Origin of the sequence: Herbaspirillum seropedicae, from assembly GCF_001040945.1 — a bacterium.
GTDB classification, from domain to species: Bacteria; Pseudomonadota; Gammaproteobacteria; order Burkholderiales; family Burkholderiaceae_D; genus Herbaspirillum; species Herbaspirillum seropedicae.
The window spans coordinates 5,162,849-5,183,239 of sequence record NZ_CP011930.1 but is presented as its reverse complement, the minus strand read 5'-3'; the positions used below and the strand labels follow the sequence as shown (position 1 = coordinate 5,183,239).

General features: G+C 65.8%; 22 protein-coding genes. 13 read left to right on the top strand and 9 right to left on the bottom strand.

The genetic code is table 11. The features are described 5' to 3' along the window. Positions 1-82 precede the first annotated feature (82 nt). Positions 83-988, bottom strand: coding sequence for a LysR family transcriptional regulator (locus ACP92_RS22575; RefSeq protein WP_013236447.1), 906 nt, complete (start codon positions 986-988; stop codon positions 83-85). Positions 989-1,169: 181 nt separating this feature from the next. Here ACP92_RS22575 and ACP92_RS22570 point away from each other — a divergent pair, with 181 nt between their 5' ends. The 3 genes from ACP92_RS22570 to ACP92_RS22560 all read left to right on the top strand — a co-directional run bounded on the left by ACP92_RS22570 (position 1,170) and on the right by ACP92_RS22560 (position 3,306). Further along, on the top strand, positions 1,170-1,622 hold the full coding sequence (locus tag ACP92_RS22570) for a PACE efflux transporter (protein WP_013236446.1): 453 nt from the start codon (positions 1,170-1,172) through the stop codon (positions 1,620-1,622). An 82-nt stretch (positions 1,623-1,704) separates the two neighbouring features. After that, the gene (locus tag ACP92_RS22565) at positions 1,705-2,343 is read left to right on the top strand and encodes an FMN-binding negative transcriptional regulator (protein ID WP_013236445.1); all 639 of its coding nucleotides are present in this window, start codon (positions 1,705-1,707) and stop codon (positions 2,341-2,343) included. Positions 2,344-2,406: 63 nt separating this feature from the next. Further along, on the top strand, positions 2,407-3,306 hold the full coding sequence (locus ACP92_RS22560; RefSeq protein ID WP_013236444.1) for a helix-turn-helix transcriptional regulator: 900 nt from the start codon (positions 2,407-2,409) through the stop codon (positions 3,304-3,306). 12 nt (positions 3,307-3,318) lie between these two features. Here ACP92_RS22560 and ACP92_RS22555 read toward each other — a convergent pair whose 3' ends face one another. From ACP92_RS22555 to ACP92_RS22540, 5 genes are all read right to left on the bottom strand, one after another. Next, a complete protein-coding gene (locus ACP92_RS22555) occupies positions 3,319-4,893 on the bottom strand; it encodes a sensor histidine kinase (RefSeq protein WP_013236443.1) in 1,575 nt (524 codons plus the stop codon). A 54-nt stretch (positions 4,894-4,947) separates the two neighbouring features. Further along, the gene (locus tag ACP92_RS22550) at positions 4,948-5,325 is read right to left on the bottom strand and encodes a response regulator (RefSeq protein ID WP_013236442.1); all 378 of its coding nucleotides are present in this window, start codon (positions 5,323-5,325) and stop codon (positions 4,948-4,950) included. 43 nt (positions 5,326-5,368) lie between these two features. Continuing rightward, entirely contained in the window at positions 5,369-5,611 is a 243-nt protein-coding gene (locus ACP92_RS22545; protein ID WP_013236441.1) for a DUF1427 family protein, read from the bottom strand. A 12-nt stretch (positions 5,612-5,623) separates the two neighbouring features. Next, positions 5,624-5,788, bottom strand: a complete 165-nt coding sequence (locus ACP92_RS24455; RefSeq protein ID WP_013236440.1) for a DUF1427 family protein — start codon at positions 5,786-5,788, stop codon at positions 5,624-5,626. 95 nt (positions 5,789-5,883) lie between these two features. After that, on the bottom strand, positions 5,884-6,573 hold the full coding sequence (locus ACP92_RS22540; protein ID WP_013236439.1) for a hydrolase: 690 nt from the start codon (positions 6,571-6,573) through the stop codon (positions 5,884-5,886). A gap of 305 nt (positions 6,574-6,878) precedes the next feature. Between ACP92_RS22540 and ACP92_RS22535 the strand changes: the two genes are divergently transcribed. From ACP92_RS22535 to ACP92_RS22500, 8 genes are all read left to right on the top strand, one after another. Beyond that, on the top strand, positions 6,879-8,762 hold the full coding sequence (locus ACP92_RS22535) for an amidohydrolase (protein WP_013236438.1): 1,884 nt from the start codon (positions 6,879-6,881) through the stop codon (positions 8,760-8,762). Positions 8,763-8,775: 13 nt separating this feature from the next. Then, positions 8,776-9,198 (top strand): DoxX family protein, encoded by a 423-nt coding sequence (locus ACP92_RS22530; protein WP_013236437.1) that lies wholly within the window; start codon positions 8,776-8,778, stop codon positions 9,196-9,198. Positions 9,199-9,334: 136 nt separating this feature from the next. Continuing rightward, positions 9,335-10,162, top strand: coding sequence for an alpha/beta fold hydrolase (locus tag ACP92_RS22525; RefSeq protein WP_013236436.1), 828 nt, complete (start codon positions 9,335-9,337; stop codon positions 10,160-10,162). A 2-nt stretch (positions 10,163-10,164) separates the two neighbouring features. Next, a complete protein-coding gene (locus ACP92_RS22520) occupies positions 10,165-10,698 on the top strand; it encodes a Dps family protein (RefSeq protein WP_041311340.1) in 534 nt (177 codons plus the stop codon). A 108-nt stretch (positions 10,699-10,806) separates the two neighbouring features. After that, on the top strand, positions 10,807-11,691 hold the full coding sequence (locus tag ACP92_RS22515; protein WP_013236434.1) for an AraC family transcriptional regulator: 885 nt from the start codon (positions 10,807-10,809) through the stop codon (positions 11,689-11,691). Positions 11,692-11,829: 138 nt separating this feature from the next. Continuing rightward, the gene (locus tag ACP92_RS22510; protein ID WP_081441950.1) at positions 11,830-12,357 is read left to right on the top strand and encodes a sigma-70 family RNA polymerase sigma factor; all 528 of its coding nucleotides are present in this window, start codon (positions 11,830-11,832) and stop codon (positions 12,355-12,357) included. A gap of 1 nt (position 12,358) precedes the next feature. Then, entirely contained in the window at positions 12,359-13,387 is a 1,029-nt protein-coding gene (locus tag ACP92_RS22505) for a FecR family protein (RefSeq protein ID WP_013236432.1), read from the top strand. 151 nt (positions 13,388-13,538) lie between these two features. Beyond that, positions 13,539-15,968 (top strand): TonB-dependent siderophore receptor, encoded by a 2,430-nt coding sequence (locus ACP92_RS22500; RefSeq protein ID WP_232284883.1) that lies wholly within the window; start codon positions 13,539-13,541, stop codon positions 15,966-15,968. Between the two features lie 25 nt (positions 15,969-15,993). Here ACP92_RS22500 and ACP92_RS22495 read toward each other — a convergent pair whose 3' ends face one another. Continuing rightward, complete coding sequence (locus tag ACP92_RS22495; RefSeq protein ID WP_013236430.1) at positions 15,994-16,515, bottom strand: hypothetical protein; 522 nt, start codon at positions 16,513-16,515, stop codon at positions 15,994-15,996. Between the two features lie 265 nt (positions 16,516-16,780). Here ACP92_RS22495 and ACP92_RS22490 point away from each other — a divergent pair, with 265 nt between their 5' ends. Further along, positions 16,781-18,016 (top strand): MFS transporter, encoded by a 1,236-nt coding sequence (locus ACP92_RS22490; protein WP_013236429.1) that lies wholly within the window; start codon positions 16,781-16,783, stop codon positions 18,014-18,016. A gap of 22 nt (positions 18,017-18,038) precedes the next feature. Here the strand turns inward: ACP92_RS22490 and ACP92_RS22485 are convergent, their stop codons facing one another. Further along, positions 18,039-18,659 (bottom strand): response regulator transcription factor, encoded by a 621-nt coding sequence (locus ACP92_RS22485; RefSeq protein ID WP_013236428.1) that lies wholly within the window; start codon positions 18,657-18,659, stop codon positions 18,039-18,041. Between the two features lie 319 nt (positions 18,660-18,978). On the opposite strand from ACP92_RS22485, the gene ACP92_RS22480 reads away from it, so the two are divergent. Beyond that, positions 18,979-19,683, top strand: a complete 705-nt coding sequence (locus ACP92_RS22480) for a YoaK family protein (protein ID WP_041311338.1) — start codon at positions 18,979-18,981, stop codon at positions 19,681-19,683. A 97-nt stretch (positions 19,684-19,780) separates the two neighbouring features. On the opposite strand, the gene ACP92_RS22475 is transcribed toward ACP92_RS22480, so the two are convergent. Then, a complete protein-coding gene (locus ACP92_RS22475) occupies positions 19,781-20,158 on the bottom strand; it encodes a glyoxalase superfamily protein (RefSeq protein WP_013236426.1) in 378 nt (125 codons plus the stop codon). Positions 20,159-20,391: the final 233 nt, after the last annotated feature.

Genomic DNA, 20,391 nt, shown 5'->3' with positions numbered 1-20,391 from the left:
AAGCGGGGTAGCGCCTTCGATACGGCCCTGCGGGCCTACTCAGTCCGAACGGGGGTGACGGATGTTCTTCCGTCAATGCATCTCACCTGCGCTTGCGCCGCGCCGGCGCCATCTCGCGCATCAGCGCCACGAAGCGCTGCGCTCCCAGCCCCAGTGGCCTGTCCTTGCACCACACCACGTCCACCCACTGGCGCTGCTGGTTGCTGATGTTGTCGAAGTCGATCACCGTCAGCGCACCGGCCTCGATCTGCGCCTGCACCAGGCTCTGCGGCAGGTAGGCCCAGCCCAGCCCTTCGCGCACCAGCGACAGCGTGGCCAGGTGGTTGTCGGTGCGCCAGATCTGGCGCGCCAGGAAGAAGCGCGGGTCCGAGACGCGTGCATCGCGGCTGGCCACGGCGATCTGGCGGATGTCGTACAGGTCCTCATAGCGCAGCTTGCGCTTCTTGCGGCGCAAGGCCGGATGGTCTGGCGCGATCACCGCCACCAGCATCTCGCTGCTGAATTCCTGGAAGGCCTCGCGATCATTGCCGGCCGGACGCTCGAACACCAGCGCCAGCTGCGCCGTATCGTCATAGAGCATACGCATGGCGTCGGCCTGCGGCGAGGACAGCACCTCCACCTCCAGCGAAGGAAATTCCTGAGCCAGCACCGCCAGCGGCTTTGCCCAGGGCGCGGAGAGCAGTTCCGGCGCCACCGCCAGGGTCAGCTTGCGCTCCAGCCCCTGGTGCATGGCCAGGGCGTGCGCATCGAGCTGGCGCAGGGTGCTGGCCAGCAGGCGCGCATCCGGTTCAAGCGCACGCGCCATGTCGGTGGGCCGGGCGTCGCGGGCGGTGCGGTCGAACAGTTGCAGGTCCAGCTCGGCTTCGAGCTGGCTGATGGTCATGCTCACCGAGGAGGGCACGCGGCCCAGCTCGCGCGCCGCCGCCGAAAACGAACCGCTGTCGAGTACCGCGAGAAACACCCTGACGTTGTCGCTGGAGAAGGCCATGACGGTTTCACCTATCCATTTACCTATCAATAAAATTGAAAGAAGCTGATTTCTTCTATCAAAAATTAAACCATAGAATGACGCCATTCCCAAGGCCGCCATGGGTGCGGATGTGCTCGCAGCAACATTGATCAACACCGCCGGGCCAACGCCATGCGCCTTCCATCGTCCGGAGTTCATCATGCAAGGTTTCAAACGCAAACTGGTCTATGCCTGCCTGTTCGAGGCGCTGGCCATCGTCTTCACCACCGTCGGCCTGTCGGTCCTGGGCGGCCATGACAGCGGCCACGCCACGGCGGCTGCCGTGGCGTCCTCGACCATCGCCTTCGTGTGGAATTTCATCTTCAATGGCCTGTTCGAACGCTGGGAGGCGCGCCAGCCCCGGCGTGGCCGCAACTTCGCCCGGCGCGCCGCCCATGCCATCGGTTTCGAGGGCGGGCTGGTGCTGATGCTGGTGCCGCTGTTCGCCTGGTGGCTCGATATCAGCCTGTGGAACGCCTTTGTGCTGGACCTGGGCCTGATCGTCTTCTTCATGATCTACACCTACCTGTTCAACCTGCTGTTCGACCGCATCTTCGGCTTGCCCAGCTCGGCCATGCCGGCCCCGTCCGGCCAGGCGGCGCAGGTGCGCTGAAGAGCGCGGCGGCATCGGTGGCGGCAATGCCCTTACAATAAGGCGCTCCGCCATCCGCCATCCGCCATCCGCCAGGACCGCCATGTACATCCCCGCCCACTTCGCCGACAACGATACCGCCAGCCTGCACCAGCTGATTGCCGCCCATCCCTTCGGCGTGCTGGTCTCGCACACCGCCAGCGGTCTGGACGCCAACCATCTGCCCTGTCACCTCGACACCGCGCAGGGCCCCCTGGGTACGCTGCACCTGCACGTGGCGCGCGCCAATGCGCTGTGGCGCGAGCTGGCCGATGGCGACCCGGTGCTGGTGGTCTTTTCGGCGGGCGACGCCTATGTGTCGCCGAGCTGGTATCCCAGCAAGCATGAGGCGCACCGCCAGGTGCCGACCTGGAACTACAGCGTGGCGCACGCCCATGGCCGCGTCACCATCCGCGACGACGAGCGCTACCTGCGCGGCGTGGTAGCGCGCCTGACGCGCACCCACGAGGCCGGCGAGGAAAAGCCCTGGAAGATGTCGGACGCGCCCGCCGACTTTACCGATACCCTGCTCAAGGCCATCGTCGGCATCGAGATCGAGATCACGCGCCTGGAAGGCAAGCGCAAGCTCAGCCAGAACAAAGAGGTGCGTGATATCGAAGGCGCCGGCCACACCCTGGTGGCGCGCGGTCATGAGGCGCTGGGCCAGGCCATGCTGGCCGAGGCGCAGCGCAAGCAATCCTGAGGCCGGGTAGAATCCTGCCACGGCGCCGCCATCCGGGAGCGCCGCTCTACAACGAGGTCCAACATGGCTGCACTGGCCCCTTTGTCTACCATTGCCGAGCGCAGCGACTCGCTGGGTTGTTCGGCACGCAGCCTCAAGCATAGCCAGGAGCTGCAGGGCAGCGACTTCAGCTTCTATCGCAAGCGCGTCGAAGGCGAGGAAATCGCCCAGGTCGTCACACCGGCGTCGGACCGGGGCTTCCTGCTGGGCATCTCGCTGGCCCCGCATCGCCGCAGCATCTTCCGCGGCCGCCAGGGCGCCAAGTTCGAGTTCGCCCCTGGCGCTATCTATACCCGCGATTTCTCCGAAGACTATCGCGCCGACCTGCAAGCGCCCTTCGATTTCCTGCTGGTGGAAATGCCCTTGTCCTGGTTCGCCGCCGCCAGCGATGAGCTGCGCCGCCGCCGGGTCGCCGGCCTGGCCACGGTTACCGGCCAGCACGATCCGGTGCTGCAGCACCTGGCCTATGCGCTCACGCCGGCGCTGGCCAATCCGGACCCCGACAGCCGTCTCTTCATTGATCAGCTTGGCGTGGCCCTGGGCACCCATCTGCTGCAACGCTATGGCGGCGCACCCGCGCCCACCTTGCGCACCGCGCCGCTGTCACGGCTGCACGAAGAGCGCGCCAAGATGATGCTGCTGGAGAAGGTCAAGGGTAATGTCTCCATCCCCGAGATCGCCCGCGAATGCAATATGTCGGCCAGCTATTTCCTGCGCGCCTTCAAGGCCAGCACCGGCCATACGCCGCATCAGTGGCTCATGGTGCAAAGGGTGGAGATGGCGCAGCAGTACCTGCGCAGCACCCAGCTCACGCTGGCCGAGATCGCACTGGCCTGCGACTTCTACGACCAGAGCCATTTCAGCCGGGTGTTCTCGCAGGTGGTGGGCAGCACGCCCGGCGCGTGGCGACGCCGCCTGCGCTAGGCAGATCAGACATCACGGTACGCGCGGCAGGTCGAAACTGAAGAGGGCCCCGTGGGGTTGGGCGGCGGCCACGCGTAGGCGGCCGCGATGGTTTTCGATGATGGAGCGGCAGATCGCCAGTCCCATGCCCATGCCGCTGTCCTTGGTGGTGTAGAAGGCGTCAAAGACGCGCCGCATCGCCTCCGGCGCAATGCCCTCGCCACTGTCCTGCACCTTGACCTCGATGCGCTGCTCGTCGCAGCTGCTGGCCGTGATGCTCAGCACCCGGGCATGCTCGGGCATGCTGCTCATGGCTTCGATGGCGTTGACCACCAGGTTCAGCATCACCTGCTGCAGCTGCACCTGATCACCCAGGACGAAGGCGTCGGCGGGTGTCAGCGAAAGCAGCAAGGACACTTCGCGGCGTTCCAGTTCGCTGCGCGAGAGCGTGAGGATGTGGCGGATCACCGCATGCAGGTTGACCCGCTCGCACACCGGCGCGGCGTTGCGCGTGAGGTCGCGCAGGCCGCTGATGATGCCGCCGGCGCGCTGGCCTTCGGCGATGATGTCGCGCAGGCCCGTACGCGCATGCTCCAGGTCGGGCACGGGCCGGTCCAGCCAGCGCAGGCTGGCGCCGGCATTGGCCACGATGGACATGAGCGGCTGGTTGATCTCGTGGGCGATGGAGGCCGTCAGCTGGCCCACGGTATTGGCCCGCGAGACCCGCTCCATGTCGATCTGGGCGGCGCGGATGGCGTATTCGTTCTGACGCCGCACGGTGATGTCGGTGGCCGTCCCGACGTATTCGGTAAAGGTGCCGTCGCGCCAGATCGGCTTACCGATGCCCGACAGGTAGCGCACCTCGCCGGTGTCCTGGCGGCAGATGCGGTGCTCCACGCGGATGGTGCCGCCCATGGCCACGGCGGCATTGACGGTCTCGACCACTTCCTGGCGGTCATCAGGATGCATGATGGCCGCGAATTCCTCGTAGGTGATGCAGTTGCGGCCCGGCGCCAGTCCGTAGATGCGGCACAGCTCGTCGGAGCAGTACATCAGGTCTTCGCGCACCAGGTAGCGCATGCTGCCGGTATGGTTGAAGCGCTCGCCCTGCTTCAGCAATTCCTGGCTGGTGCGCAATTCCTTTTCGGCGCAGGTCAGTTGTTCGTTTTCCTGCAGCAGGTGGGCATGCGCCAGGGCGTTGGCGAGGGCGACGGCGGCATAGTCCGCGAACTGTGCAGCCAGCGCGCGCGTGCGCTCCGGCAGGGCCGCTTCCCATTGCAGATAGAGCGTCCCCAGCGCCTGCTGGCCGTGCATCAGCGGCAGCGCCAGCAGTCCCTGCAGTTCGTCTTCAGCGACTGCCCGGTTGCGCCTGGCGTCGAGGATGCTCTGGTCCTGGCACAGCGCTTCGGCCTCAATCAGCAGGCCTTCCGGGGTAGTGCGCACCAGCAGGCAATGGCGCGCGCCGGTCACTGCGCAGGCGGCGCGGGCGATGGCGGGCTTGAGCCGCAGCGGGTCGAGCAGTGCCGACAGTTCGCGCAGCGCCTGCAACAGGCGCGTGCTGTCATCGGGGTCGGCAGGGCCGGCGGGCAGGTGCGCATGGGCGGACAATCGGGGCTCCGGGAGCGGATGGATCAGGCCAGCATTGTGCCGCATTGCCGCCGCTCATGGGCGACCATACAGCAGGCAGGCCGTCAGCAGCGCCAGCAGGGTATCGGCGTCGACCGGCTTGGCCAGCAACGCGCCGCCCAGTGCGCTGGCGCGCTGCTGCTGGCGCGGCGTGACCTGGGCCGAGATGAACAGTAAGGGCAGGTCCGGCCGCGCCAGCGCCAGGCGCTCGGCCAGTTCGAACCCGCTCATGCAGGCCAGCTGCAGATCGATGATGGCGCACACCGCCACCGGCATGCAGTCGCTGGCCAGGAACTCTTCCCCGGAGGAAAACCGGCAACTGCGATACCCGGCCGAATCCAGCAGATTGCACAAGGCGGCGCGCACGCCGTGGTCGTCATCGATCACCGCGATGGCGCCATGTGATGACGGCATGTTCTCCCCCCCCCCGCTCGTCATGATGGATGGTCAATGCCCCTCAAGGCTCTTCTGGCGGCGGCGTCCCGGTGATCTTCGGCATGCATTCGCGATGGAACCACGAAGCCGTCAGCGGCTCTCCGGCCAGCTTGCGCCTGACGATGGGCACCACTTGCTCGCCGATGAGCATGCCCAGCAGGCCCAGCAGCGCGATGATGGGCGGCGCCGGCGATTGCACATGCAGGGCGGCGTAGATCAGGCCGGCCAGGATGCCCATGAACAGGGAGATCAGATAGGGTTTCATGCAGGCTTCCTCTCAACTGCCCAGCAGGTGCAGGCTGGCGGCCAGGCGTTCGCCCAGCACCATGCCCAGCAAGCCCACCAGGGCGATCCCCGGCGGGGCCGGCGAGCGCACCCGGAACAAGGCATAGACCACGCCGATCAGGATGCCGGCGCACAATGAAATCAGGTAGGCGGACATGGCCGTTTCCTCGTGATTCGTGATTCGTGACTTCTGAGGCCAGCGCGCCGACCCCGCAGGGAGCCGGCGCGCTGGCAGCTTGGCAGGCCGATGGATTACTTGGCCGGCACCGGCGCCAGGGTCTTCTGGTTGCCGTGCGGACGCTGGTCAGCCTTGTGCACCATGGTGTAGGCGTAGTCCACGCCCATGCCGTAGGCGCCCGAATGTTCGCGCACGATGTCCATGACGGCGCTGTAGGTCTCCTTGCGGGCCCAGTCGCGTTGCCATTCCAGCATCACCTGCTGCCAGGTCACGGGGATCACACCGGCCTGGATCATGCGCTGCATGGCGTAGTCGTGGGCTTCCTTGGAGGTGCCGCCGGAGGCGTCGGCCACCATGTAGATCTCGTAGTCGCCTTCGGCCATGGCGCACAGGGCGAAGCTGTTGTTGCAGACTTCGGTCCACAGGCCCGCCACGACGATCTTCTTCTTGCCATTGGCCTTGAGCGCGTCGCGCACCTTCTGGTCATCCCAGGAGTTCATCGAGGTGCGTTCCAGGATGTCGTGCTCGGGGAAGACCGACAGCAGTTCCGGATAGGTGTAGCCGGAGAAGCCCTGGGTTTCCACGGTGGTGATGACGGTGGGGATGTTGAAGACCTTGGCCGACTTGGCCAGGGCCACGACGTTGTTCTTGAGGGCTTGGCGGTCCATCGACTGCACGCCGAAGGCCATCTGCGGCTGATGATCGATGATGATGAGCTGGCAATTGGTCGGGGTCAGCACGTCGAGCTTGGTATTGGTGGTCATGATGGTTCCGTAGGTGGGATGGGTAGGGAGAACAGCGCCGGTCCGGCGGTCGGGGAGAGACGGCGCCCACCGGCAGGGCAGCGGGAGTCAGGCTGCCGGAGGCGATCATAGGCAAGCGGGCAGGGCGCTGCCATTATCTGTTCGTATAGCTAGACGCTGGCACGGCGTTTTTGCACACTGCCATCACCAATAAAAGCGTATGGGATGATCATCGCTGCCTGTGCAGCGGCGCGCACCATGTACGCAATACGCCCTCTTCATCGCCGTAATCGCCCTATTTGCCCTATTCCATGCCCGGAGCCTCCATGACGACCGCAGCCAGTGTGACCCCTGACCTGATCCTGTTGAACGGCAAGATCCACACCGTCGACAAGCAAAACCCCATCGCCGAGGCTGTCGCCATCGGCGGCGGCAAATTCCTCGAAGTCGGCAGCGCCGCCGAGGTGATGCGCCTGAAACAAGCCGCGACCCAGGTCATCGACCTGGGCGGCCGCACCGTCATCCCCGGCCTGAACGACTCGCACCTGCACTTGATCCGTGGCGGCCTGAACTACAACCTGGAGCTGCGCTGGGAAGGCGTACCCTCGCTGGCCGATGCGCTGCGCATGTTGAAGGACCAGGCCGCCCGCACCCCGCATCCGCAGTGGGTGCGCGTGGTGGGCGGATGGACCGAGTTCCAGTTCGCCGAAAAGCGCATGCCCACCCTGGAAGAATTGAACGCCGCCGCGCCCGATACGCCGGTCTTCGTGCTGCACCTGTATGACCGCGCGCTGCTCAACCGCGCCGCGCTGCAGGCAGTGGGCTATACCAAGGACACGCCCAACCCGCCGGGCGGCGAGATCGTGCGCGACGCCTCGGGCAACCCGACCGGCATGCTCATCGCCCGTCCCAACGCCATGATCCTGTACGCCACGCTGGCCAAGGGACCGACGCTGCCGCAGGAATATCAGGTCAATTCCACCCGCCAGTTCATGCGCGAGCTGAACCGCCTGGGCGTGACCAGCGCCATCGATGCCGGTGGTGGTTTCCAGAACTATCCGGACGATTACCAGATCATCAACAAGCTGGCCGCCGATGGCCAACTGACCATCCGCATCGCCTACAACCTGTTCACCCAGAACAAGGGCGGCGAACTGGCCGACTTCCAGAAGTGGACCGGCATGGTCAAGCCCGGTGACGGCGACGATTTCCTGCGCCACAACGGCGCCGGCGAGATGCTGGTGTTCTCGGCCGCCGACTTCGAAGACTTCCTGGAGCCGCGTCCCGACCTGGCCGAGGGCATGGAAGAAGAACTGGAGCGCGTGGTGCGCCATCTGGTCTCGAACCGCTGGCCGTTCCGCCTGCACGCCACCTATGACGAGTCGATCGCGCGCATGCTGGACGTGTTCGAGAAGGTCAACCGCGACATCCCCTTCGACGGCCTGCACTGGATGTTCGACCACGCCGAGACCATCACCGAGCGCAACATCGAGCGCGTCAAGGCGCTGGGCGGCGGCATCGCCATCCAGCACCGCATGGCCTTCCAGGGCGAATACTTCATCGACCGCTATGGCAGCGAGGCGGCCGAACACACGCCGCCGATTGCCAAGATGCTGGAGATGGGCGTGCCGGTGGGCGCCGGCACCGACGCCACCCGCGTGGCCAGCTACAACCCCTGGACCGCGCTGTACTGGCTGGTCTCGGGCCGCACCGTGGGTGGCGCCAAGCTGTATGGCGCAGCGGGCCGCCTGCCGCGCGAAACCGCGCTGGAACTGTGGACCGCAGGCAGCGCCTGGTTCTCCAGCGAGCAGGCCAAGAAGGGCCGCATCCAGGCTGGCCAGCTGGCCGACCTGGCGGTGCTGTCGGCGGACTTCTTCAGCGTCCATGAAGACGAGATCAAGGGCATCGAATCGCTCATGACCGTGGTCGATGGCAAGGTGGTCTATGGCGCGGGTCCGTTCTCGTCGCACGGCCCCGGTGAGATCCCGGTGCTGCCCGAGTGGTCACCGGTGGCCAAGGTGCCGGGTCATTACCGGGCCGTCGCCAAGACCGATGCCGCGCGCCAGAAGAAGGCCACGCTGCCGCATGCGTGCGTGGGTTCCTGCGGCGTGCATGGTCACGCGCATGATGTGGCGCGCAAGTCCAGCGTCCCGGTCTCCAACTTCGCCGGCTTCTGGGGCGCGTTGGGATGCAGCTGCTTCGCGTTCTGACAAGGGGCTGATCATGCAGACGCGTCATCCCACCCAACGCCAGGCGCTGCCGGTCCCGCCGCTGGACCTGGGGCTCTTGTTCCTTCGCCTGGCGGGCAGCTTCATGCTGTTCTACGTGCATGGCCTGCCCAAGCTGCTGCACTACGCACACGAACTGACGGTGATCGAAGATCCCTTCGGCCTCGGTCCGACCGTATCACTCTGGGCCGCCATCTTCGCCGAAGCGCTGTGCCCGCTCTTGATCGCCGCTGGCCTCTTCACCCGCCTGGCCTGCCTGCCCATCATCGGCGTGCTGCTGGTGGCCATGCTGGCCGTGCATCCCGACTGGAGCATTGCCGAAGGCCAATTCGGCTGGCTGCTGCTGGTGATCTTCACCGCCATCGCCCTGTGCGGTCCCGGCCAGTGGCGTGTAGGACATGGCATGGCTCAGCCGTAGGCACTAAGTTCTCTCCACGCAGTCCCTAAGTTTTGCCGGGACGAAAACTTAGTTTTTCGTCACCGCCTTGCCTGACTCTGCGCAAGGCGGTGCGTCCTGCACGGCATCCCTCATCCCTCACCCAAGGAGCACACCCATGAGCACCATCACCACCCGCGACGGCACCGAGATCTACTACAAGGACTGGGGCAGCGGCCAACCAGTCGTCTTTGGCCATGGCTGGCCGCTGGACGGCGACATGTGGGAATACCAGATGAACTTCCTGGCCGAGCGCGGCTACCGCGTGATCGCCTATGACCGCCGTGGCTTCGGTCGTTCCAGCCAGCCCTGGAGCGGCTACGACTACGACACCTTCGCCGATGACCTGGCCGAGCTGATGGAGCATCTGGACCTGCAGGGCGCGACCCTGGTGGGCTTCTCCATGGGCGGCGGCGACGTGGCCCGCTACATCGGCCGCCACGGCAGCAAGCGCGTGGCCAAGGCCGCGCTGCTGGGCGCGGTCACGCCCATCTTCGGCCAGGCCCCGGACTTCCCGCAGGGCGTGCCGGCCGAGGTCTTCGCCGGCATCAAGGAAGGCCTGCTCAAGGATCGCGCACAATTCATCAGCGACTTCGCTGCTGTCTTCTTCGGCACCAATCGTCCTGGCAAGGCTGACGCCGTCAGCCCTGGCGTCTTGGCGCAGACCTTCAACATCGCCATGCTGGCTTCGCTCAAGGGCACGCTGGATTGCGTGACCGCCTTCTCCGGCACCGACTTCCGCGCAGACATCAAGAAGTTCAACTTCCCCACCCTGGTCATCCACGGTGACGACGACCAGATCGTGCCCCTGCAGAGCACCGGCAAGCTGGTGGCCGAGATGGTGCCGGGCGCGCAACTGAAGATCTACAGCGGCGCGCCGCACGCCCTGTGCGCCACCCACAAGGACCAGGTCAATGCCGACCTGCTGGCCTTCCTGAAGGGGTGATCATGAGCCTGGATGCTACCCAACGCCAGCAACTGGAAAAGCGCCGCATGGCGCCGCTGGCCACGCCCGGCGTGCTGTCCGAACAGGCCCGCCAGGAAGTCGGCGGGGCATTGACCATGCTGCTGGCCGACGTCTTCGCCCTCTACCTGAAGACGAAGAATTTCCACTGGCACATGTCCGGTCCGCATTTCCGCGACTACCACCTGCTGCTGGACGACCAGTCCCAGCAGATCATCGCCATCACCGATGCGGTGGCCGAACGGGTGCGCAAGATCGGCGGCACCACCTTGCGCTCCACCGGTCATATCGGCAAGCTGCAACGGCTGTCCGATAACGACGCCGACTTCGTCACGCCCGCCGACATGCTGGCCGAGCTGCGCGAAGACAATCTGCGCCTGGTCGGTTTCATGATGGCCACGCATGAACTGTGCGACCAGCACGGCGACGTGGCCACCGCCAGCCTGCTGGAAAACTGGATCGACGAGGCCGAGCAGCGCGCCTGGTTCCTGTTCGAGTCGGGCCGCTCTTCGTTCTGAACGCAGGCCGGACTAGGTAGATGGGCAGGCCCGCAAGGTCCTGCCCATTTTGTTATTCTCCGTACTACCCGGATTTATTTTTCCCCGAAGCAAAACTAACAACGCCCGATGCAGGATTCTCCCTCCCGCTTCATGAAGCTCATTCCCCTGCAGCATGGCATGGCCCTGGTGCATGCCGCCCAGGCGCAGCCGCAGGCGCGCGTGCCGGCGCCGGTGATCGAGATTCCCGGGGCCGATGCCTGGTCGGTCATCGTCCAGCTGCAGGATTTCCGCGAGCACAAGCTCTGGCGCGGCCAGCGCCTGGTGCATGCCGGTGCGCACCGGCGCGGCGAGGTCGCGGTGACCGACCTGCGCGAGCAATGGCGTTGCCAGCATCTGTCGGGCTACGAAAACGTCCGCCTGCTGGTGCCGCGCACTGCCATGGAAGAGCTGGGCGAGGAGATTGCCCGCCCGGTGGGCGAATTGCGCCCGGTGCAGGGCGCGGCCGACCCGGTGCTGTTCCATCTGGCCCAGGCCATGCTGCCGGCGGCCCGCACGGCTGGTGCCGCAGGTGCTGCCAGTGTTGCCAGCGAGACGCTGTTTCTGGATTCCATGATGCTGGCCCTGACCACCCATCTCTGGCAGCGCTATGGCCAGCAGAGCTCGCGCCCGGCCAGCGCTGCGGGTCGCCTGGCCGGCTGGCAGGAAGCGCGGGTGCGCGACTTCATGCTCTCGCACCTGGCGCAGCGCCTGAGCCTGGCCGAGATCGCCGCCCAGAGCGGCCTCTCGCGCGCCCATTTCAGCCGCGCCTTCAAGCAGAGCTTCGGCCTGTCGCCACATGCCTGGCTGCAACAGCAGCGTATCGCCCTGGCGTGCCGCCTGTTGCACGAGGGTGGCAAGAGCATGACCACGATTGCCCTGGAATGCGGCTTTTCCGACCAGAGTCACTTCAGCCGGGTCTTCAAGCAGGTACAGGGGATGGGGCCGGCGGCGTGGCTGCGCCGGCGCAGCTGAGGCGCGCCCGGACCCTCGCCTTGGCCGGCAGGCGAGCGCGCTGAAATTGCCGAGCGCCGCCGTGATGTTATTGTTTATAATGATAAGCATTCTCATCAATGGCGATGCGCCCCTTCTTTCTCCTACTCGATGCCGGCCATGGAAGAGCTGCATGTGGATCCGCTTGAAACGCTCTATCGCGACCATCACGGATGGCTGCGCGCATGGTTGCGCCGCAAGCTGGGCTGTACCGAGCAGGCCGCCGATCTGGCGCATGACACCTTCCTGCGCCTGCTCGCCACCCGCGACGTGCTCTCCGCGCTCAAGGAACCGCGCGCCTACCTGGTCACTGCCGCCCGTCACCTGCTGATCGATCGCAGCCGCCGGCAACAGATCCGCCAGGCCTACCTGGACCAGCTCGAACGGCAGTTCGGGGCCTGCCCCGAACTCATGCATGCGCCCTCGGCCGAGACCATCCTGCAAGCCGTGCAGGCCATCGAGGCGCTGGGCCGGGCGCTGCAGGCGGCGCGCGCCGAGGCCGCCGAGGCCTTCATCCTGCATTACGTGCAGGGGCGCAGGCAGGAGGAGCTGGCCAGCCACTTCAACGTCTCGCTGCGCACCGTGCAGGGCTGGCTGGCGCAGGCGCTGATCCAGTGCCACCGTCATCTTGCAGCGCCGGGCGCATAGCATGAGGGAGCCGACAGCGCAGCCTGGCGCCAGCAGCGAGGATATCACCGCAATGGCGGCCGACTGGATCGTGCGCCTGTCCGCCGGCGACGCGGCCCAGCAACAGGAAACCGCCGCCGCCTTCGCCCGCTGGCAAGGCCAGAGCCGCCAGCACGCCCAGGCCGCGCGCGAATTGCAGGGCGTGCTGGCGCATTGCGAGGGCCTCTTGCACAGCGCCCAGGGCGATCCGTCGCCGCTGCTGGCCGGCCTGGAAGCGGCCATGGCGCCGTCGCCGCGGCCCGGTCGTGGCCGTCGCGCCGTGGCTGCGCTGGCGCTGGCCTGCTGCATCGGCCTGCCGCTGTGGCTGGGTTTGCAGGCCTATCCGGCCCGCTATCTGCTGGCCGACATGCGCACGGCCACCGGCCACTGGGATGCGCGCACCCTGGCTGATGGCTCGCGCCTGCTGCTCTCTGGCAGCAGCGCCGCCAATTTCCACTTCGATGCGCAGCGCCGCACCGTCGAGCTGGTCCAGGGCGAACTGCTGGTGGAGGTGGCGCGCGACCCGGCGCGGCCCTTCGTGATCCAGACCGCCGACGGCAGCATCCGGGCGCTGGGCACGCGCTTCCTGGTGCGCCGTGACCGGGCGGGCACGCTGGTGAGCATGCTGGAGTCGAAGGTGTCCATCCAGCCCGGCGCCGATACCACGCAGGCCCCGCTGGTGCTGGAGGCAGGGCAGCGCGTGCGATTGCATGGCGGCGCCGCCGGGCCGCTGGAGCACATCGATGCGGCGGCGCTGGAGCGCGCCTGGCGGCGGCACCAGCTGGTCAGCAACGCCCGTCCGCTCACCGAGGTGCTGGACGAACTCAATCGTCATCGTCCTGGCCGCATCCTCTACGACCAGGCGCAATTGGCAGGTCTGCACATGACCGTGGTGTTGCCGCTGGACGATACCCAGCGCGCCCTGCAATTGCTGGTGGATGGCGTGCCCGGCCTGCGGGTGCGGCAGTTCACGCCCTATCTGACCTATATCGATCTGGCGCCGGCCTCCTGAGCCGGCGGTTTTTTTCATTGCCTTGCGGGTTTGCCGTTCTGGCGCGTCATGTCCTGTGAAGTCCATCCAACAGGGCCGCCGCTGGCCCTGTGCCATCGATCATCCAGGAACGGAGAGGAAGACCAGCATGAGCTTGTTCAGGCGTACCCACATGTCCCCGCTATCGCGCCCGCGCGCATTGTCGCCACGATGGTGGCCGCTGGCCCCGGCCCTCATGGTCACGGCTGCACTGCATGCGCAGGCTGTGCAGCAGCGTTTCGATATCCCGCCCGGACCGCTGGAGCAAGTGCTGGCCCGCTTTGCCCAGGCCGCCGATGTGCCGCTGGCCTTGCAGTCGGGCAAGCTGCAGGGGCAGCACTCGCCGGGCCTGGCGGGCAGCTATAGCGTGCAAGCCGGCTTCGACGCGCTGCTGGCCGGCAGCGGCTATCGCATCGGCAAGACCGCCTCGGGCTATGTACTGGTGCCGGCCAGCGAGGCGGCGACGCCGTCCGCTGCCACCACCCCTGCGGCATCGGGCAGCCTGCCGGCCATCCAGATCAGCGCCAGCGCCGATCCTGGCGAACAGCGCTGGACGGCGCGCGACAGCGCCAGCACCACCAAGACCGCCACGCCCCTCATCGAGGTGCCGCAGTCGATCTCGGTGGTGACCGCCGAGCGCATCGCGGCCATGGGCGCGACCACCGCCCGCGATGCGCTGGGCTATACCCCGGGGGTGAACATCTCTCCCTATGGGTCGGATTCCCGTTATGACTGGATCAACCTGCGCGGCTTCGATGCCTACAGCCCGGGCTTCTACCTGGATGGCTTGCCGCTGCGCAATGCCAACAGCTTCGCGGTCTGGCGTACGGAGAACTACGGCATCGAGCAACTTGCCGTGCTGCGCGGTCCGGCCTCGGTCCTGTATGGACAGGCCGGGCCGGGCGGGGTCGTCAACGTGGTCAGCAAGTTGCCCAGCGCCGACGCCCCGCGTGAATTGCAGGTGCAACTGGGATCGGACCGGCGGCGCCAGGTCGGCGCGGATATCGGCGGCGCCATTGACGCCGACGGCAGGCTGCTCTACCGCGTCATCGGCGTGGTGCGCGATGCCGAACTGCCCGCCGGCGGGATGAAGAATGACCGCCTCTACCTGGCCCCTTCGCTGGTCTGGAAGATCAGCGCCGCGACTTCGCTGACCTTGCAGGCCGCGCTGCTGCGCGACCAGGGCGGCGTCTATACCCGTACCCGGCCGCTGGTAGGCTCACTGGTGCCCACCGCCATTGGCACCACCATTCCCAGCGAGCTGTACACGGGCAATCCGCACTTCGACCACTTCAGCCAGGACCAGGAGCTGTTCGGCTATCGCCTGGCGCATCGTTTCGACGAGCGCTTCGCCTTCACCCAGAGCGCGCGGGTGGGGCATATGAGCACCGATTACCGGGCCGTGCAGACACCGCGCTTCGCCACCCTCAATGCCGCCAATCCGAATGACCCGGTGAATTTCCAGAACCTCACCCGCAATCTCTTCGGCAGTCGTGAATCGGCCACCATGTTCAGCATCGACAACCAGTTGCAGGCCGACTTCAGCACCGGTGCAGTCCGTCACACCGTGCTGGCGGGGGTGGATTACCAGCGCAGCCGTTTCGATGCGGTCAGCTTCAGCGGCGGCAGTGCGCCGCTGCTCAACATCGCCGCGCCCAGCTATCCGAATGGACCCTTCGTGGTGCCTGCACCGTATAGCGATAACCGCGCCGTGCTCACGCAGACCGGGATCTACCTGCAAGACCAGATCAAATGGAACAATGGCTGGGAAGTGACGCTGGGCGGCCGCCATGACAGCGCCAGCAGTACCGTGGACAACCGCCTCGATGGCAGCCGCACCAGCAGCACCGATCGCAAGTTCACCCGGCGCGCGGCCGTGCTCTATCACGCGGCCAACGGTCTGGCGCCCTACCTGAGCTATACCGAATCCTTCAATCCCACGGCCACGGTCAATCCACTGACCAACCAGTCCTTCGGCCCCGAGACGGGCAAGCAGACCGAAGTCGGCCTGCGCTACCAGCCGCCCGGCACGAATGATCTGTACAGCGCCGCGCTGTTCGACCTGAAGCGCCAGAACTACATCAGCTACGACGCCAATTTCATGCCGACCCAGAAGGGCGAGATCGCCGTGCGCGGTCTGGAACTGGAAGCGGTGACCCAGCCCATGGCGGCGCTGCGGCTGACCGCCGCCTATAGCTACACGCCGCGCGCCGTGGTCACCGCCAGCAGCCGTCCAGCCGAGATCGGCAAGCAGGCCGCGGCTGTTCTGCTCCATCAGTTCTCGGTGTGGGGGGATCACCGCCTGGGCAATGGCGTGCGGCTGGGGCTGGGTGCGCGCTATGTCAGCGCCACCAGCGGCAATGGCGGCGGCACACCGGTCAAGGTGCCCGGCTATACCTTGCTGGACGGCTTGCTGGGCTATGACTTTGCCCGCTGGAGCCTGGCGCTGAACCTGCGCAACCTGACCGACAAGCGCTATCTGACCAACTGCGATACGACGGCGTCGATGTGCTACTACGGCGACCAGCGCAGCGTCCTCGCTACGGCCAGCTATCGCTGGTGAAGTCGGGTTCGAGAGCCGCCACGCCTCAGTCCGGCGTGCGCGTGCGCAGGCTCTCGAAGTCTGCGGTGATGGTCGGCAGCGCCGCTGCGCCATCGTTGATATTGGCGCCCCAGCGATAGCCCGACTCCCATTTCGACAGATGCACCACCGAGCCGGCCTTGATCTCGATGACCTTGGTGATGTCCGAAGTGGACCACGACTTGCTCGGGCCGCCACGGTCATCGTGGAAGCCCATGCCGAGCGTATGCGTGCCCGGCAGCAGGTGCAGCTGATACCGGCCGCCCGAATAGAAACCGCTCTCCTTCATGCGGCGCAAGGTGTTGACCGATTTGCCATCGACTGAGTGGATCTGGATCAGGCCATCGGTCGTGACCACCCCGACCTCATTGATAGGCTGGATGTCGCCGGGGTAACCGATGACCAGGTATTTGGAGTAGAGCACGCCCAAGGTGGGCGGGGCGTCGGTGTAGTCGTAGCTGGCGCAGCCGCCCAGCAGCAGGGTGGTGGTGGTGGCGAGGATCAGTGCGGCGGTCTTCAGTGACTTCATCGGTGTGAGGGTTCTCTTGGTCAGGGATGGGCTGGCCGGGAGGACTGTTTTATCTTTTCCACAGCCCTCTACCGCAAGCAAGCAGCGTAATTGTTTCCGTACGGAATTTTATACGCAGACGTTATTCCCGCTCAATAAGAATGTAAGCACTGGTGAAGATCGGCCGCAGCGCCCGCTTTGTCTTATCCACAGGCGAGGTAGAATCGTAACGCTGCGTGCCGGCCCCGTGCCTTGCCACGCCGATAACGATAATGACATCCACGCCATGACCCTCCAGACCACCGCCGCCCGGACGCCGACCGCGGAGACACCGCCCGCCGCCGCCAGGAAACGCAGCCTCTTTGCCGCCTGCAGCGCCCATGCCGTCCATGATGGCCTCACCGATGTGGTGTATGTGCTGCTGCCGCTGTGGCAGTCGCAGTTCGCCCTCAGTTACGCCATGGTGGGCATGCTCAGGGGGTCGTATTCCGGGGTGATGGCAGGGTGCCAGCTGCTGGCCGGCCGGCTGGCGCGGCGCTGGGGACGCAAGGCTCTGCTGGTGGGGGGAACCGCGTTGGCCGGCAGCGCCTACCTGCTGGCCAGCCTGGCCGGCCATGTCGGCTGGCTCCTGCTGGCGCTGGTGCTGGGGGGACTGGGCGCGAGCACCCAGCATCCGCTGGCGTCGTCGCTGGTGGCCGAGAGTTACGAGGACAGCGGCAAGGTCAAGCAAGCCCTGTCCAACTACAATTTTGCCGGTGATATCGGCAAGACCCTGATCCCTGGCCTGCTCGGCCTGCTGCTGGTCGTCGCCAGCTGGGAAGTGGGCACGGCGCTGGTCGGTCTCCTCGGATTGGCCGCAGCGCTGTTGCTGTGGCGTCTGATCCCCGCCGATACCGGCCAGGCTGCCGCCGGCAAGAAGAGCGGTCCGCAGCGCAGCGGCTCCGGCAAAGGTCTGTGGGCGCTGCTGGGCACCGGCACCATCGACAGCGCCGTGCGCATGGGTTTCCTGACTTTCCTGCCCTTCCTGCTGCAAGGCAAGGGGGCGGGCACGGCCGCCACCGGCGTGGCGTTGTCGCTGCTGTTCGTCGGCGGCGCCTTTGGCAAGCTCTTGTGCGGCTACCTGGGTGCGCGCATTGGCATGATGAAGACGGTGTGGGTGACCGAAGCGACTACGGCGCTGTGCATCGTGCTGGCGATCTGGCTGCCGCTGACCTGGCTGATGAGCTTGTTGCCGCTGCTGGGACTGGCGCTCAACGGCACCTCCTCGGTGCTCTATGGCGCAGTGCCCGAACTGGCCGAGGCCGGCAAGCGCGACCAGGCCTTTGCGCGCTTCTATACCGGCACCATCGGCGCGGGCGCGCTGGCGCCCATCCTCTTCGGCCGGCTCGGCGACCTCACCAGCATTCCCAGCGCGCTGCAGATACTGGCGGGGTTGCTGCTGCTGACCTTGCCCTTGTCGTGGTGCGTGCAGAGGGCGATCGAGCGCAATGCCGCGGCCTTGGGCGGCGGGCCTGGACAATGATGCGCCAGGCCGCCACAGCGCCCTAGCGCTGCCGCGCCGAACTGATCTGCAGCCGCTCCGCCGCCCGCACCAGGTCGGCCAGGGTCTTGGTCTGCATCTTGTCCATCACGCGCCGCTTGTGGACCTTCACGGTAATTTCGCTGATGCCCAGTTCGGTGGCGATCTGCTTGTTGAGCAGGCCGCCGATGGCCAGCTCCAGTACTTCGCGTTCACGCGGGGTCAGCGTCTCCAGCCGCGAGGTGCAGGCCGCGTGCTCGGTGCGGCTCTGCAATTGCCGCTCGGCGATCTGCAGCGCTTCTTCGACTGCGCCCAGCAGGCGCTCGTCCTGGATCGGCTTGGTCAGGAATTCATGCGCCCCGGCCTTCATCGCCTGCACCGTGGTGGGGATGGTTCCGTAACCGGAAATGAAGATCACCGGAATGGCGTCCCCCCGGCGCTCCAGCCGGCGCACCACCTCGAAGCCGTCCGAGCCGGGCATCTTCATGTCCAGCAGCAGGCAGCAGGGGACGGCTGGCAGGCGGGCCTGCAGGAATTCATCGGCTGAGGCAAAGCCGTGGGCCGCGTAGCCGGCCGAAGCCAGCAGGCGCAGCAAGGCGGTCCTGACCATGTTGTCGTCGTCGACGACAAATACTGTTCTTTCCATGGGAATGTCCGTCATGCTCTGTTGCGAAATCTGCGCAAGGCATGGCGTACTTGGGAGGGCGGCGAGACGCCCGGTGCCGTGCTTTGCAATGCAGCCTATGATCTGCATTCAGCCCGGCTTTGGATTGTACGAATGTGCTGTTTTTTGTAGAAAATGCGCCAGGCTCTGCCCTGGGCGCTCTTCGCCACCTTGATCTTGCCGCCCTGACAATCCCATCCGGACTTGTCTTATCCACAGGGATAATGGGCGGACCTTCATCGCGATGCTATGGTGGCGGCCTCCCCTTGAGTCCAATGACGCCCTAACAGCGAGCCCCCCCATGAATGCTGCCGCCCAACGCAACCGCCTCCAGTCTTCCACACTGGCCTTTCTCGCCGCCTATGTCGATACGCTGGGCTTCATCGCCTTGTTCGGCCTGTTCACCGCCCATGTGACGGGCAACTTCATCCTCATCGGCGCGGCGCTGGCCGACAGTTCGCAGATGTCCATCCTGCTCAAGTTCCTGGCCTTTCCCGCCTTCATCCTGGGCGTGGCGGCAGCGCGCCTGTTCATCGCCGCCATCCAGCGCCGCCAGGGCCGCGCGCTGGGCTGGTCGCTGCTGCTGCAGCTGGTGTTGCTGCTGGGCTTCATGGTGTGCGGCGTGGCCGCTGCGCCTGTGCAATCGCCCACGGCGGGCTGGGTGATGGCGGCGGGCCTCCTGGGCACGGCGTCGATGGGCGTGCATAGCGCCATCAGCCGGCTCTTGCTGGCGCATCTTGCGCCGACCTCGCTGATGACGGGCAACGTCACCCAGGTGGTGATCGATGTGGTGGACATGCTGCGCGGCGCGGCTGACGCCGGCACGACCGAGCGCTGCGTCAAGTTCGTGTGGCCGGTGCTGTCCTTCGGCGTGGGGGCGATCGCGGCGGCCTTTGCCTATCATGCGATCGGCTTTGCCGGGCTGATCGCGCCGGTGCTGATCCTGGTTGCGCTGATCGTGGCGGAGTTTCGTCAGCCCTTGCCAGCGGACTCCGCGCGGGGATGATCGACACGTCGCGGCGCTGGGGGATTGGTGGCGGCGTGTGCGGCCTTTGCTGAGTCAGCTGCTCAGCTTCGTCCGTACGGCCGGCCAATGGCTGCCGTCAATTGTTTCCGGTATCGGTGGTGAAGACCAGCCGATTACCAAAGGGATCGAGAATCGACATGTCCCGGCTTCCCCAAGGCGTTGCCTGGACCTCGGGGAAGTATCCGGAATACGGACGGCTTTTCAGTTCCTCGTACAGCGCATCCACGTCTTCCAGGGGAATGCGCACAGCGGAGCCGGGGCAGGCGTCCCCATGATGCTCCGAGAGGTGCAGCACGCAGCCGTCGCGGGAAATCTGCAGATACAGCGGCAAGTGTTTCTCAAAACGATGTTGCCAATCGATCCGGAAATTGAGCCAATCAATGTAAAAGGACAGCGCCTTTCCTTCGTCGAAGATTCTAAGGATCGGGATGGGAGAGTGGATTCTGTTCGGCATGTCGATGGGCGAGAATTTAAGGATGTCTTTCGCAAGCAAGCAGACGGCATCCGGATGCGGTCTCTTTATTGAATTGCTCTTTTGAAGTTTGCAATTACCGATGGACCCGAATGTTTTGCAATCGCTCCGAAATATATCGCAATGGCTTTCCTTGCACACCAAGATGGAATGGTAAGTGTGCTGAAAAATCTCGGTACTACCCAGCGCTTGATGCCCAGGCGACTGATTTCGTC

Excerpts from the sequence above, each read along its gene's own strand:
- ACP92_RS24455 (WP_013236440.1), bottom strand. The coding sequence starts at position 5,788 with ATGTCCGCCTACCTGATTTCATTGTGCGCCGGCATCCTGATCGGCGTG.
- ACP92_RS22575 (WP_013236447.1), bottom strand. The coding sequence starts at position 988 with ATGGCCTTCTCCAGCGACAACGTCAGGGTGTTTCTCGCGGTACTCGAC.
- ACP92_RS22505 (WP_013236432.1), top strand. The coding sequence starts at position 12,359 with ATGAGGGAGCCGACAGCGCAGCCTGGCGCCAGCAGCGAGGATATCACC.
- ACP92_RS22530 (WP_013236437.1), top strand. The coding sequence starts at position 8,776 with ATGCAGACGCGTCATCCCACCCAACGCCAGGCGCTGCCGGTCCCGCCG.
- ACP92_RS22520 (WP_041311340.1), top strand. The coding sequence starts at position 10,165 with ATGAGCCTGGATGCTACCCAACGCCAGCAACTGGAAAAGCGCCGCATG.
- ACP92_RS22500 (WP_232284883.1), top strand. The coding sequence starts at position 13,539 with ATGTCCCCGCTATCGCGCCCGCGCGCATTGTCGCCACGATGGTGGCCG.
- ACP92_RS22475 (WP_013236426.1), bottom strand. The coding sequence starts at position 20,158 with ATGCCGAACAGAATCCACTCTCCCATCCCGATCCTTAGAATCTTCGAC.
- ACP92_RS22495 (WP_013236430.1), bottom strand. The coding sequence starts at position 16,515 with ATGAAGTCACTGAAGACCGCCGCACTGATCCTCGCCACCACCACCACC.
- ACP92_RS22485 (WP_013236428.1), bottom strand. The coding sequence starts at position 18,659 with ATGGAAAGAACAGTATTTGTCGTCGACGACGACAACATGGTCAGGACC.
- ACP92_RS22550 (WP_013236442.1), bottom strand. The coding sequence starts at position 5,325 with ATGCCGTCATCACATGGCGCCATCGCGGTGATCGATGACGACCACGGC.
- ACP92_RS22570 (WP_013236446.1), top strand. The coding sequence starts at position 1,170 with ATGCAAGGTTTCAAACGCAAACTGGTCTATGCCTGCCTGTTCGAGGCG.
- ACP92_RS22515 (WP_013236434.1), top strand. The coding sequence starts at position 10,807 with ATGCAGGATTCTCCCTCCCGCTTCATGAAGCTCATTCCCCTGCAGCAT.
- ACP92_RS22545 (WP_013236441.1), bottom strand. The coding sequence starts at position 5,611 with ATGAAACCCTATCTGATCTCCCTGTTCATGGGCATCCTGGCCGGCCTG.
- ACP92_RS22490 (WP_013236429.1), top strand. The coding sequence starts at position 16,781 with ATGACCCTCCAGACCACCGCCGCCCGGACGCCGACCGCGGAGACACCG.
- ACP92_RS22560 (WP_013236444.1), top strand. The coding sequence starts at position 2,407 with ATGGCTGCACTGGCCCCTTTGTCTACCATTGCCGAGCGCAGCGACTCG.
- ACP92_RS22565 (WP_013236445.1), top strand. The coding sequence starts at position 1,705 with ATGTACATCCCCGCCCACTTCGCCGACAACGATACCGCCAGCCTGCAC.
- ACP92_RS22480 (WP_041311338.1), top strand. The coding sequence starts at position 18,979 with ATGAATGCTGCCGCCCAACGCAACCGCCTCCAGTCTTCCACACTGGCC.
- ACP92_RS22540 (WP_013236439.1), bottom strand. The coding sequence starts at position 6,573 with ATGACCACCAATACCAAGCTCGACGTGCTGACCCCGACCAATTGCCAG.
- ACP92_RS22510 (WP_081441950.1), top strand. The coding sequence starts at position 11,830 with ATGGAAGAGCTGCATGTGGATCCGCTTGAAACGCTCTATCGCGACCAT.
- ACP92_RS22525 (WP_013236436.1), top strand. The coding sequence starts at position 9,335 with ATGAGCACCATCACCACCCGCGACGGCACCGAGATCTACTACAAGGAC.
- ACP92_RS22535 (WP_013236438.1), top strand. The coding sequence starts at position 6,879 with ATGACGACCGCAGCCAGTGTGACCCCTGACCTGATCCTGTTGAACGGC.